The sequence below is a fragment of the Sphingopyxis terrae subsp. terrae NBRC 15098 genome (assembly GCF_001610975.1).
GTDB classification, from domain to species: Bacteria; Pseudomonadota; Alphaproteobacteria; order Sphingomonadales; family Sphingomonadaceae; genus Sphingopyxis; species Sphingopyxis terrae_A.
On the sequence record NZ_CP013342.1, the window covers coordinates 2,035,732 to 2,048,796 of the forward strand.

11 protein-coding genes are annotated in these 13,065 nt (G+C 64.6%); 5 read left to right on the forward strand and 6 right to left on the reverse strand.

The window, feature by feature from the left end; genetic code table 11:
* Nucleotides 1-41: 41 nt before the first annotated feature.
* The 4 genes from AOA14_RS09840 to AOA14_RS09855 all read right to left on the reverse strand — a co-directional run bounded on the left by AOA14_RS09840 (nt 42) and on the right by AOA14_RS09855 (nt 5,189).
* A complete protein-coding gene (locus AOA14_RS09840) occupies nt 42-1,334 on the reverse strand; it encodes an acyl-CoA dehydrogenase family protein (protein WP_003041345.1) in 1,293 nt (430 codons plus the stop codon).
* A 113-nt stretch (nt 1,335-1,447) separates the two neighbouring features.
* Nucleotides 1,448-2,899 (reverse strand): MFS transporter, encoded by a 1,452-nt coding sequence (locus AOA14_RS09845; protein ID WP_062901658.1) that lies wholly within the window; start codon nt 2,897-2,899, stop codon nt 1,448-1,450.
* Nucleotides 2,896-4,335 carry an MFS transporter gene (locus AOA14_RS09850; protein WP_062901659.1) on the reverse strand — a complete coding sequence of 480 codons (1,440 nt, stop codon included), beginning with the start codon at nt 4,333-4,335 and terminating at the stop codon, nt 2,896-2,898. The genes AOA14_RS09845 and AOA14_RS09850 overlap by 4 nt, the downstream gene beginning before the upstream one ends.
* Nucleotides 4,332-5,189: an SDR family NAD(P)-dependent oxidoreductase gene (locus AOA14_RS09855; protein ID WP_062901660.1), complete on the reverse strand. Its 858-nt coding sequence runs from the start codon at nt 5,187-5,189 to the stop codon at nt 4,332-4,334. The genes AOA14_RS09850 and AOA14_RS09855 overlap by 4 nt, the downstream gene beginning before the upstream one ends.
* Nucleotides 5,190-5,361: 172 nt before the next feature.
* On the opposite strand from AOA14_RS09855, the gene AOA14_RS09860 reads away from it, so the two are divergent.
* From AOA14_RS09860 to AOA14_RS09875, 4 genes are all read left to right on the forward strand, one after another.
* On the forward strand, nt 5,362-6,543 hold the full coding sequence (locus tag AOA14_RS09860; protein WP_062901661.1) for an acyl-CoA dehydrogenase family protein: 1,182 nt from the start codon (nt 5,362-5,364) through the stop codon (nt 6,541-6,543).
* A 3-nt stretch (nt 6,544-6,546) separates the two neighbouring features.
* The gene (locus AOA14_RS09865) at nt 6,547-7,665 is read left to right on the forward strand and encodes an acyl-CoA dehydrogenase family protein (protein ID WP_062901662.1); all 1,119 of its coding nucleotides are present in this window, start codon (nt 6,547-6,549) and stop codon (nt 7,663-7,665) included.
* A 52-nt stretch (nt 7,666-7,717) separates the two neighbouring features.
* Nucleotides 7,718-8,521 (forward strand): SDR family oxidoreductase, encoded by an 804-nt coding sequence (locus AOA14_RS09870; RefSeq protein ID WP_062901663.1) that lies wholly within the window; start codon nt 7,718-7,720, stop codon nt 8,519-8,521.
* A gap of 140 nt (nt 8,522-8,661) precedes the next feature.
* On the forward strand, nt 8,662-9,177 hold the full coding sequence (locus tag AOA14_RS09875) for a hypothetical protein (RefSeq protein WP_062901664.1): 516 nt from the start codon (nt 8,662-8,664) through the stop codon (nt 9,175-9,177).
* 66 nt (nt 9,178-9,243) lie between these two features.
* Here AOA14_RS09875 and ppc read toward each other — a convergent pair whose 3' ends face one another.
* Entirely contained in the window at nt 9,244-11,913 is a 2,670-nt protein-coding gene (gene ppc, locus AOA14_RS09880) for a phosphoenolpyruvate carboxylase (RefSeq protein ID WP_062901665.1), read from the reverse strand.
* A 109-nt stretch (nt 11,914-12,022) separates the two neighbouring features.
* On the opposite strand from ppc, the gene AOA14_RS09885 reads away from it, so the two are divergent.
* Entirely contained in the window at nt 12,023-12,577 is a 555-nt protein-coding gene (locus AOA14_RS09885; protein ID WP_062901666.1) for a hypothetical protein, read from the forward strand.
* Between the two features lie 2 nt (nt 12,578-12,579).
* Here the strand turns inward: AOA14_RS09885 and AOA14_RS09890 are convergent, their stop codons facing one another.
* Nucleotides 12,580-13,002, reverse strand: a complete 423-nt coding sequence (locus tag AOA14_RS09890; RefSeq protein WP_082819889.1) for a YbaY family lipoprotein — start codon at nt 13,000-13,002, stop codon at nt 12,580-12,582.
* Between the last annotated feature and the right edge of the window lie 63 nt (nt 13,003-13,065).

Below are 13,065 nucleotides of genomic sequence, written 5' to 3' on the forward strand. Positions count from 1 at the left end.
CGTGTCTCGACTTCGCGCGACACGAACGGACGTGGGACGATTTAACGCGTAACGCCGATGTCGCCCGACGAGAAACGATCGTCCTGCGCGGCGGGCGAATGTTTCGCCAGCTCGATGCGCGCGATGGCGCGGGCGTGGACTTCGTCGGGACCGTCGGCGATGCGCAGCGTGCGCTGGCCGGCATACATTTTGGCGAGGCCGAAATCCTCGCTGACGCCGCCGCCGCCATGCGCCTGAATCGCATCGTCGATGATCTGCAGCGCCATGTTCGGCGCCTGCACCTTGATCATCGCGATCTCGGCCGCGGCCGACTTGTTGCCGACCTTGTCCATCATGTCGGCGGCCTTCAGGCACAGGAGGCGCGTCATTTCGATGTCGATGCGCGCGCGGGCGATGCGCTGTTCCCAGATGCTGTGCTCGGCCACGGTCTTGCCGAAGGCGACGCGCGACTGGAGCCGCTTGCACATCCGTTCGAGCGCTTCTTCGGCGACGCCGATCGTGCGCATGCAATGGTGGATACGCCCCGGCCCGAGGCGGCCCTGCGCAATCTCGAAGCCGCGGCCTTCGCCGAGCAGCATCGCGTCCTCGGCCTTGACGCGAACGTCCTTGAGCTCGATTTCCATATGACCGTGCGGTGCATCGTCATAGCCGAAGACGGGCAGGTGGCGCAGGATATTGATGCCCGGCGCGTCCATCGGGACCGCCAGCATCGACTGCTGCGCGTGGCGCTTGGCGCCGAAATCGGTCTTGCCCATGACGATCGCGACCTTGCAGCGCGGATCGCCCGCGCCCGACGACCACCATTTGACGCCGTTGATGACATAGTCGTCGCCGTCGCGTTCGATCCGCGTTTCGATGTTCGTCGCATCGGACGAGGCGACCGCGGGTTCGGTCATCAGAAAGGCCGATCGAATCTCGCCATTCATCAGCGGGGCGAGCCATCTGTCCTTCTGCGCGCGGGTGCCATAGCGATGGAAGACTTCCATATTGCCCGTGTCGGGCGCCGAGCAGTTGAACACCTCGCTCGCAAAGCCGACGCGGCCCATTTCCTCGGCGCACAGTGCATATTCGAGGTTGGTGAGCCCCGGACCTTCGAATTCGAACGTCTCGTCGACATGATGGTGCGCGCTGCTGCGCGGCGGCATGAACAGGTTCCAGATGCCGGCGGCCTTCGCCTCGGCCTTCAGATCCTCGACGACCTGGATGACTTTCCAGCGATCGCCGCTCGCATCCTGCTGTTTGTAGGTCGCAACGGCGGGGCGGATCTTGCGGTCGATGAACTCGCGCACCCGGTCGCGCCAGTGCACCTGCCGGTCGGTGAAGTCGAAATCCATCGCTGCATCCTTTCCCTTTACGTTCACGTAAGCCTTTGGACCGATTCGCCCCCCTTTGCCAAGACCCGCGGCGCAGAAAATTGCCCCGGCATCGCTGCCCGCGCAATCTTCCGTTACGGCCGCGGCCCCTGGCTATCGGCCGCCGCGCCGCCCGTCGAGGCGAGGGCGGCGAGCCGTGCCTCGTGGCTGGCCCGGTCGATCGGATACCGCCGCAGGCCAATGGCCGCCATGACCGAAATCAAAATCATCAATCCGGCGAAAGTCCACGCCATTGCCGCGGCAGTGCTGGCTGGCCAGTCCTCGGGCCGCACTTGATCGCTCAACCCCGCAAAGGCGACAAGCTGGCCGACGAGAAAGATGCCGAGCGCCTGCCCGAATTTCTGGACCATCAGATAGCCGGCGAAGAAGACGCCCTCGATCCGCGTGCCATGATCGACCTCATGCGCTTCGACGATTTCGGCAACCATCGACGAGGTGGAAATGGTTGCCACCACCAACCCGAACAGCGACAGGGTCTGCAACGACAGCAAAAGCATCACCGAAGGCCATCCGCCCAGATCGGGCCACCAGCCCAGATTGCGTGCGGCATAGGGCAGGAAAGCGATCACGCCACTCGCGAGCGCGGCACCGATCGCGCTGTCGCGCTTGCCAAAGCGGCGGTGCGCATGGCCGACCGCCGCGAAAGCGCCGAAGACCGCGACGGCGAGCCCGACAGGATAGAAACGCAGCTGTGCATCGCTGAGTTGCCAGACATAGAGCATCATATAATTGGTCGACGCGATCGTCGTCGCATAGGCGCCCGTGACGAACAGCGCGCCGGACGCCAGCGCAAGAAACGCCGGGTTGCGAAAGGCAAGCAGGATGTCAGCGAGCATCGAATGGCCGTGCGGCCTGCGCGGCGGAGGCGGCAGCGACAGGATGCGGCGTTGCTGACCGAATGCCGACGCCAGCGTCGTCAGCAAGATCATGGCGGCGCCGAACAGACCGTAGGCGGTATAGCCGGATGTCTCGAGCAAGCCGCTGCGCGCGGGATCGTCGGAGACCAGAAAGACATTATAGGCAAGCGCCACGGCAAGGAGGCCGCCGAGCCAGCCGAACAGAAAGCGATAGCGCATCAGCGCGGTGCGCTCGTCATAATCGCGCGTCAGTTCGGCGACGAGCGAGATCGACGGAATTTCGCACGCCGACACCAATATCCGCACGGCCACGACATTGAGGAACAGGCCCAACGTCGAATGTTTTGCGATATCGGGCGACACCCACAGCAGCGTCCACACGATTGCCATCGGCAGAGCGGCGCCGTAAAGCCAGGGCAGCCTCCGCCCAAGCCGGGTTCGCGTCGCATCCGACAGCCGGCCGATCATCGGATCGACGATCGCATCGACCAGCATCGCGCCGATCAACACGAGCGACACGACGCGCGGATCGAAACCGAGCACCTGGTTGTAATAGATCATGAAGAAGGTAGTGAGCCCCGACTCCTTGATTCCGAGCGTTACGGCACCCACGCCATGCGCCACCTTGATGCGCGTCGGCAGCGCGCCCGGGAGAATATTGGCGCTCATTGCAGCGCGATCGTTTCGGATGCGGACAGCGCGGCGACGCGGGCTTCGTGGTCGGCGCGGTTGATCGGGAAGCGCGCGAAGATCCACGTCGACAGGATTGTCGCGACGATCACGATCAGGCTGTAGCTGACGACCAGCCGGTCGACCACTTGCGGTGCAACCTCGCCGGGAACGGCTTTCGCCGGCAGGCCCGACAGGCTGATCAGCAGGCCGGTGAGGCCGATCCCTACGGCGGTGGCGCATTTCTGGACGAACATCCAGCCGGCGGCGAACACGCCTTCGGTGCGGCGTCCGGTTTCGACCTGCGAGGCTTCGACGACGTCGGCGAGCATCGACTGTGCGGAGATCATCACCATCACCGCGTTGACGTTGGAAACGAGGATGAAGCCCATCAGCAGATTGCTCGAAAAGGCGGAGCCGGTTCCCGGCCAATGGCCCGAAAGGAACAGGCCGAACGGCGCCACCCAGAACGTCGTGCTGATGATCCCGCAGATCACCGCGACGCGCTTCTTGCCGAACCGGTGGTGGAGTGGCTGCACAAACACGAAGGACAGCAGGACGCTGACCATCAGCAGCCATGGCAGCGCCGCGAAGGCGCCATCGGAAAAGCGCCAGACATAAAGATAAAGGAAGTTCGAGATGGTGAAGGTCATCTGCGTGCTCGAAATCGCGATCAGCGAGGCGCCGAGCAGGATCAGCGCCGCCGGGTGGCGCAGCGATTCCCAAATCTCGGCAAAGGCGCGCCGGGGCGTTCCGGGTTCGGGCTTCGTCGCGGGCAGATGCGCTATGCGCCGATGCTGGCCGAGCGCCGAGATGAAAACCGTCACCGCCATGATGATCGCCCCGCACAGGCCGTAGAGCCAGTAGCCCGCAGGATTGAGCTGCCCGAACTTGTGCGTCGCGTCGGGCCGCAGGAAGACGGTGTTGGCGAGGAAGAAGACGAGCAGCCCGCCGCCCCAGGCGAAGAGGAAGCGGAAGCGGACCAGCGCGGTGCGCTCGTCATAATCGCTTGTCAGTTCGGCGACGAGCGATTGCGACGGCACTTCGCAGCACGATACCAGCGTGCGCACCAACACCGCGACGACCACCAGATAGGCAAAGATGTGCGTATGGTCGTCGGGCGGCGACCACAGCAGCATCCATGCGAGCCCGAGCGGCAGCGGCGCGAGATAGAGCCACGGATGGCGGCGGCCCCAGCGCGTATAGGTGCGGTCCGAAAAATAGCCGATCAGCGGATCGACGAAGGCATCGGCGAGCAGCGCGAACATCAGCGCCAGCGAAACAAGGCTCGCATCGAGCCCGACCACCTGGCTGTAAAAGATCAGGAGGAAGGTCGAAAAGCCGTTGTCCTTGACCCCATAGGCAACGCTGCCGAGGCCGTGGAATAATTTGAGCCCGAGCGGCAGGCGCGCCTGCGCCGGGGTCTCGGCGGTCACGCCGCGGCTCCGGCCTTGGCCGCATCCTCCATGGCTATCAGGGCGTCGAACAGGCCGGGCGCTTCGGGATCCCAGGCGTGGCGCTGGCCGATCGTCAGACCGCCGTCGACCAGCATATGCGTGCCGGTCATGAAGCTCGCCTCCTCGCTCGCCAGATAGGCGACGGCATTGGCGATGTCGTCGGGTTGTCCGCCGCGCGCGACCGGCTGCGCATGCGCACTCATTTCGGCGATCACCGCCTTGGCCGCATCCTTGCTTTCGTCGGGCACCTCGAGCGAGGTGGTGAAGATATTGGTGTTGATGAAGCCGGGGCAGATCGCGTTCACGCGGATGCCATATTGGGCAAGATCGGTCGCCGCGACCTTGGTCAGATGCAGCACGCCCGCCTTGGCGACGGCATAGGCGGTCGGCGAATAGCCAGCGCCGAGCGCCGCGACGCTCGCAGTGTTGACGATCGCGGCGCCTTTGCGGCCCTTCATGTGAGGCGCAGCATAGCGGATGCCCATCGCGACCGATTTGAGGACGAGGTTCATCGTCCAGTCCCATCCGTCGGGCGTGATTTCGTCGATCGGGGCGCGGTCGCCGCCTGCGGCAGCATTGTTGAACACGATGTCGATGCCGCCGCCGCGCTTCGCGGCTTCGTTCATCAGCGCTTCGATGTCCGACGCGACGGTGACGTCGCACCGGATGAATTCGATCCGGCCGTTCGACGCCGCGGCAAGAGCCTGACCGCCCGCCTCGTCGATGTCGGCTGCGAAAACATGGGCGCCTTCGCCCGCGAGTTTCAGAACGGCCGCCTTGCCAATACCCGATGCTGCGCCGGTGACGACGGCGACCTTGCCTGCGAATCGCATTTCCTGCTCTCCCGTTTTCTTTTGCCACTTAGCTTAGGCGCATGGGAGGGCGCGTCAACGGCCCGCAATCGGACGCTACGGCGCCGTAACGGCAGCGCGGCACGGCCAAGTTGACGCTTGCGTAAACCGGGCGACTCCCCTTAGTTTGCGCGCCAGAAGAGGAGCCCGAAAGATGAGCGATCAGGACGCTTTCCGCGCCGAAGTGCGCGCCTGGCTGGAAGCCAATTGCCCCCCCGAAATGCGCGAACCCGTCCGCGACGAAGGCGATGTGTGCTGGGGCGGCCGCAAATGGGTTTTCAAGAATGACGCCCAGAAACAATGGCTCGAAGCCTGCGCCGCAAAGGGCTACACCGTTCCCGATTGGCCGAAGGAATATGGCGGCGCCGGGCTGACCCCCGAACAGACCAAGATCCTGAAACAGGAAATGAAGCGGATCAACGCGCGCTCGCCGCTCGACAGCTTCGGCATCTGGATGCTCGGCCCCGCGCTGCTCAAATTCGGTACCGAAGAGCAGAAGGTCCATTATCTGAACCAGATCGCGCGCGGCGAAATCCGCTGGTGCCAGGGCTATTCGGAACCCGGCTCGGGCAGCGACCTCGTCTCCCTGCAGACCTTCGGCGAGGACAAGGGCGATCACTGGGTCGTCAACGGATCGAAGATCTGGACCAGCTATGCCGACAAGGCCGACTGGATCTTCTGCCTCGTCCGCACCGACAAGGCGAACAAATATCAGGGCATCACCTTCATGCTCTTCGACATGGAGAGCAAGGGCGTCACGACCAAGCCGATCCTGCTGATTTCGGGCAATTCGCCCTTCTGCGAAACCTTCTTCGACGATGTCGAAGTGCCCAAGACGCAGTTCGTCGGCGAGATCAACCGGGGCTGGGACGTCGCCAAATATCTCCTCGGCCACGAACGCGAGATGATTTCGGGCGGCGGTGCGGGCGGCGACATGGTCAGCATCGGCGGCGCCTTTGCCAAGGCGATCGGCAAGAACGGCCATGGCGAACTCGACGATCCGATCCTGCGCGCCGAAATGGCGGCGTTCGACGTCGATGTCTTTGCCTATCGCGCGATGGGCGAACGCTTCATGGACATGTGGAAGACCGGCCGCGCGCACCCCGCCTCGTCGAACATGATGAAATATGTCGGGACCGAGCTCAACAAGCGCCGCCACGAACTCGTCATGTCGGGCGGTGGCAGCGAAGCGCTCGAATGGGACAGTCCCGAAACAAAGGGTGGCGCCCGCCCGCGCGCGTGGCTGCGCACCAAGGCCAATTCGATCGAAGGCGGCACGAGCGAAGTGATGCTCAACGTCATCGCCAAGCGTATCCTCGATTTGCCCGGAGCCTGACCCATGCCCTTGTATCACAATGACGATCAGGCGATGCTCAAGGACAGCGTCGCGCCCTTTGTGGCCGAACAGGCCCCCGTCTCGCACCTCCGCAAGCTGCGCGACGAGGCCGACGCCACCGGCTTCTCGCGCGACCTGTGGGCGCAGTTCACCGAAATGGGCCTGCCCGGCATGCTGGTGCCGGAGGCGCATGGCGGGCTCGGCATGGGGCATATGGAAGCGGGCATCGTGCTCGAGGAAATCGGCCGCAACCTGACGCCGTCGCCCTTCCTCGCGACCAGCGTCGGCGCGGTCGCCGCGCTGGCGAAGGCGGGCGGAACGCAGGCGGGCCGCTGGCTTCCCGCCATCGCCAGCGGCGAGGCGATCGTCGCACTCGCGATCGACGAGGGTGCCAAGCACCGCCCCGACCGCATCGCGACCGCCGCGACACGCGCCGGCAACGGCTTTCGATTGGACGGCAAGAAAAGCTTCGTCCTCCACGGCCATATCGCCGACATGAGCATCGTCGCGGCGAAAACCGACGGCGGTATCACCCTGTTCGCGGTGCCGAAGGATGCAAAGGGGCTGACCGCCGATCCGCGCCGCCTCGTCGACTCCTCGCTTGCAAGCCATGTCACCCTCGACGGCGTCGAGGTCGATGCCGACGCGGTGATCGGCGAAGTCGATGCCGGCGGCCACATCCTCGACGCGCTGCTGGCCGCCACCCGCACCGGCGCTGCCGCCGAAATGGTTGGCGTCGGGCAGGGCGCGATGGACATGACCGTCAATTACCTCAAGGAACGCAAGCAGTTCGGCAAGCTAATCGGCGAGTTTCAGGCGCTCCAGCACCGCGCCGCGCATCTCTATGGCGAGATGGAAGTCGCGCGCGCCACGGTGATGAAGGCGCAGCAGCTCCTCGACGAAGGCAGCGAAGGCGCGAAGCTGATGGTCTCGGTCGCCAAGGCCAAGGCGGGCCGCGCCGCCAACCTTGCGGTGCGCGAAGGCGTTCAGATGCACGGCGGCATCGGCATGACCGACGAATATGACATCGGCCTCTACATGAAACGCGACCGCGCGCTCGCCGAATTCATGGGCGATGTGCATTACCATATCGACCAGGTCGCCCGGATGAACGGATACTGAAACGACTCAAACCCCCTGCCGCCTGCGGGAGGGGAGTGATCGGAGAAAAACAATGAACCTCAATGATATGTTCGGCCTCAACGGCCGCATCGCGCTCGTCACCGGCGGTTCGCGCGGCATCGGCAAGATGATCGTCGAAGGCTATCTCGCCGCGGGATGCGCGCGCGTCTATATCTCAGCGCGCAAAACGGCGCAGATCGAGGAAGCCGTCGCCGATTTCGAAACGCGCTATCCGGGCAAGGTCATCGGCCTTCCCGTCGATCTTTCGACCGTCGAAGGCTGCCGCGCGCTCGCCAAGGAACTCGAAGCACGCGAGGAAAAGCTCGACATCCTCGTCAACAATGCGGGCGCCGCCTGGGGCGAACCCTTCGAGAATTTCCCCGAAGCCGGCTGGGACAAGGTGATGGACATTAACGTCAAATCGCCCTTCTTCCTGACCCAGGCGTTGCACAATCTGCTGAAGGCGGCGGGCACGCCCGCACAGCCGGCAAAGGTCATCAACATCGGATCGATCGACGGCATGCGCCTCAACCCATGGGAAACCTACAGCTATCATGCGTCGAAGGCGGCGATCCTCTATCTGACCAAGCGCATGGCGGCGCGGCTGGTGCAGGACAATATCATCGTCACCGCGATCGCACCCGGCGCCTTCCAGTCGGACATGAACAAGGCGGCGCGCGACCATGGCGACGCAGTTGCCAAGAGCATCCCGACCAAGCGCATCGGCGTGCCCGAGGATATGGCCGGCGCAGCGATCTTTCTCGCATCGAAGGCGGGCGATTATGTCGTCGGCGAAACGATCGCGGTCGACGGCGGTCTCGTCCATGGCGACCTCAAGACCAGCATCGACGCTTAGGCCGCTTCTTGTTGGCCACCCCGGACTTGATCCGGGGGGCATCCCTGTCGAACCGTAACCGCGTTATGGCGAGCCGACAGGAAATTGACTCGCCGCGCGCGCAGGTGTATTATTCAGATAATGCACCAAGGAGACAGTCCATGCGTTTCGCCTTCCTGATTCCCCCGATGCTGTTGCTCGGCGCCTGCGGCCACGCCGAAGACAAGAGCGATAAGGCCGAGATCACGGTGAATGCCGATGGCGACGGCGGCAATGTCCGGATCACCGCCGGCAAGGACGGCGGCAAGGTCAGCATCGATGGCGACCACGGCTCGATGAGCTTCAAGCTCCCCGATTTCGCCAATATCGACGTCGATAGCGATTTCGATATCGACGGGGTGAAGCTCTATCCGGGCAGCAAGATCGCAAGCATCGACGTCAATGCGAGTGACAAGGGCGGCGCCGACAAGGCGAGGGTGCGCCTCGGCTTCACCTCGCCGGCGGCGCCCGCCAAGGCAGCCGACTGGATGGCCGGCGAATTTGCGAAGAAGAATATCCAGGTCCAGCGCGCCGGCGACACGCTGCGCGGAACCGACAAGGACGGCGCCGATTTCACGATCAGCTTCGAACCCGCGGGCGAGACGAGCAAGGGCGAGGTGCGGATCGTCAAGAATTGACCCCTCGTCATGGCGAGGCGCGAAGCGATTGCTTCGCCTTGCTCCTCGCCATGACGGTGTTCGGGTCTACCCGCTGTTGCGCAGCGCGGTTGCGATCGCGTTGATGGTCAACTGGATGCCCTCGGCGATGCGGGGGTCGGTTTCGCCCGCGCGATGGCGCTTCATCAATTCGATCTGCAGCAGGTTGAGCGGCTCGATATAGGGCAGGCGCAGGCGGATCGATGCCTCGAGCGCTGGATTATTCTCGAGCAGCCGCGACTGGCCGGTGATTGTCAAAAGCCCGTCGTGGGCGCGGTGCCAGCCGTCGCGGATGCGCGAAAAAATCGCCGCATGCCCGCCCACATCCCCGGCCAGTTCGGCATAGCGCGCGGCGATGCCGATGTCCGATTTTGCCAGTACCATTTCCATATTTCCGAGCAGCGCGCCGAAGAAGGGCCAGCTTTGCGCCATATCGGCGAGCAGCGCCTGGTCCGCGAACGCCGCAAAGGCCTCGCCGGTGCCGTACCAGCCGGGCAGCATGGTGCGCGCCTGCGCCCAGCTGAACACCCAGGGGATCGCGCGCAGGTCCTCGATCGCGGTCGATTTGGTGCGGCTCGACGGCCGCGATCCGATCTTCAGCGTCGCGATCTCGGCGATCGGCGTCATTGCACGGAAGAAGTCCTTGAAGGCGGGCGTGTCGTAAACGAGGCCGCGATAGGCGGCGAAGGCGTCGTTCGACAGCGCGGTCATAGCACCCGCAAAGCGCCCGGCGTCGTCCGCGCTCATCGCCTCGGGCTCGAGGCTGGCGAGCAGGCTTGCCGATACCATCGCCTCCAGATTGGTCGCGGCGCTGTCGGCGGTGCCATATTTGGCCGCGATCACTTCACCCTGTTCGGTGATGCGGATGCGGCCCTGCACCGTCCCCGCGGGCTGCGCGCGGATCGCAGCGAAAGCGCTGCCGCCGCCGCGCCCGACCGCACCGCCGCGACCGTGGAACAGCTGCATCGCGGTATCGGCGGCCTCGAACACCGGGGTCAACGCTTCCGATGCCTGGTAGAGCCCCCATGTTGAGGTCAGATAGCCGCCATCCTTGTTCGAATCCGAATAGCCGATCATCACTTCCTGATGTCCGCGCGCGACGACATGCGGCGCAATCTCGGGCAGCGCGAAATAGGCGGCCATGATCCCCGGCGCCTCGTCGAGGTCGGCGATGGTTTCGAACAGCGGCACGACCATCAGATTGTCCTGCGCCTCGGCCGACCACAATCCGGCTTCGCGGGCGAGGACATGGACTTCGAGCAGGTCGGACAGGCTTTCGGCCTTGCTGATGATCCACTGGACGATCGCCTCGACGCCCAGCCTGGCGCGGATCGCGGCGGCGGCGTGGACGATCGCGAGTTCGCCGGCGGTTTCTTCGCTCCATTTGTGCCACGGCGCGGCAAGCGGGCGGTTGGTCGCCAGTTCGCGGCGCAGCAGCTCGACGCGCGCCTCTTCGCCCAAGCTGAGATAATCGCCTTCGACGCCCGCGACCGCGAGCAGCTCGGCGAGCACGCGTTCGTGCACCGCGCTGTTCTGCCGCATGTCGAGCGTCGCAAGGTGGAAACCGAAGACCTCGACCGCGCGGATCAACCGGCCGAGCGCGCCGATGCCGCCAAGCTGGCCCTCGCCGCTCGCCGACAGGCCGGCGGCGATGGTGACGAGGTCGCGGCGAAAATCGGCGGGAGCGGCATAGGCGTCGCCGGCCAGTGCCGACGGCCGCGGCGGCGCGCGCCCGACGATGCCGGCATAGGTTGCGCACAACCTGGCATAGATGCCCGACAGTGCGCGGCGATAGGGCTCGTCGCTGCGGCTCGGCGCGGTATCGCCGCTCGCCGCGGCCAGTGCCTCGACCGCTTCGGAGACTGTCGCGAGCGAAGACGACACCGACAGTTCGGCGCCGAGCGCATGCACCGCGTCGATATAATGGCCGAGCACCGCGGCGGCGTTGCGGCTCGTTGCCATATGCAGCGTCTCGGCGGTGACGAAAGGATTGCCGTCGCGGTCGCCGCCGATCCAGCTCCCGACGCGCAGGAAGCTTGCCGGGCGCGCGCCAAGTTCCTGTTCCCAGCGCGCATAAAGCTTGGGGATCACGGGCACGAACACGTCGCGCAAATAGGTCAGCGCATTGTCGATCTCGTCGGCAACGAACAATTTTTCGGTGCGCAGCGGCCGCGTCTGCCACAGCAGCACGATCTGGCGGCGGATCGCTTCCTCGACGACATCGCCCTCGGCGGTTTCCTCGACGCCGGCATCGCGCAGCCGCATCAGCTCGGCGATGCGGTTCTTGTGGTCGAGCATCGACTTGCGGCGCACCTCGGTCGGGTGCGCGGTGAGCACCGGCGCGACCAGCGCGGCGCCGAGCAGCGCCGCGACCGCATCGCCATCGATACCGTCCTGTTTCAGCCGGGCAAGCGCTGCCGCCACCGTCGCCTCGGGCTCGGCGGCGACGCCCTGCCGGTCTTCGGCCAGATTGGCGAGCATCGAAAACAGCATGAAGCCGCGCACGAAGGCGATGGTATCGTCGAGGCTCAGCGCCTCCAGCCCCGGATCGATCGTCTCGGCGCCCGCGATGCCGCGATGCCGGTCGACGCTCGACGACCGGATATATTCGGTCTGCCGGAACAGCTTCTCGCCGCCATAGGCGCGAATGACGTCGCCGAGGATTCGCCCGAGATAGCGGATGTCGGGATTTTGCGAGATCTGGATTGGTGGGCCCATGGACGCAGCTTGCTGCACCGCAACAGGCGCCGGGTCAAGCGGCGCATAGCTATGCCTTTATTACGTGTCTGTTAAAGCTATTGAAATGGCTTGGGCTGAGGGAGGCAATATGAAGCAACGAAGCGCCATGATTGCCGTCGGCACAGCACTGCTCCTTTCCGTGGGCGTCGTTTTGTCGCTGGCCATGGGATCGGAGGTGTCGGGCGACGAATATATCATGTCGCCGCCCTCCAGGCCTTCGGCCGGAGCCACGCCGGTCAGGCCGTGGCCGCAAGCCGCCGAGGTCCGCCTGTTCGTTGAAGATCTATCTTATGACGATCAAGAAAAGATGGGGAAATGGACGTCGCGACCCGAAGGCATTCGCCTGACAAAGGCGCAGCGGGATATTCTCGACGGATCGGTATTTCTTTACCGTCTGACAAAGAAGGAATGGGCTGAGCGGGTCCATGCGGCTTGCTTTATTCCGCATCACTTCTTTCGATATTATGACGGATCGGGGCATCAGCTCGGCGAGATTCAGGTCTGCTACTGCTGCCAAGGTGTCGGCATGACTCCCGCGCTTCGCCGGACCGATTCCTATGACGAATGGCAGTTCGACTTTCCGAGAGTCGAAAAGATGCTGCACGAGATGGGCGTGCGCACAGACCTAAACTGTGACGGCTGAGGTCAGCGCGTCTTCACCATCACCAGCGTGCCCAGGTCGATCCGCGGCGCACCGTCGAAGGTCACGCTGTTGCGCGTGTCGGTGATGAACATCAGCTTGCCCGACGCATCGGTGATCCGCGCCGCCACGGCGTAGCTGTGGCGCGGGTCGAGACGGCGCTGGTCGACAGTCAGCGAAAAGGCGAAGGGCACCTGCCGGCCGTCGGCGGTGAAGCTCTGGCGTGCGATCACCGACGCGGGCGCATCCATCAGGCTGACGTCGGCCAGCGTCACCTCGACCTGCGCCGTCGGCGGCAGTGCCATGCGTTCGCGATAGGTTATCGCGCCGGTCACCGACACGGGCTGCTCGGCGGGCGCGAAGCTTGCGCAGGCGGCAAGGGGCAGGGCGGCGAGGCCGATGGCGAGCGAGGCGATGGCGTGGTTCATGGCGATACTCCTGTTGACCAAATATCTGGCAATCGCCTGGCATCCTCCGGCTGAACCGGGCCT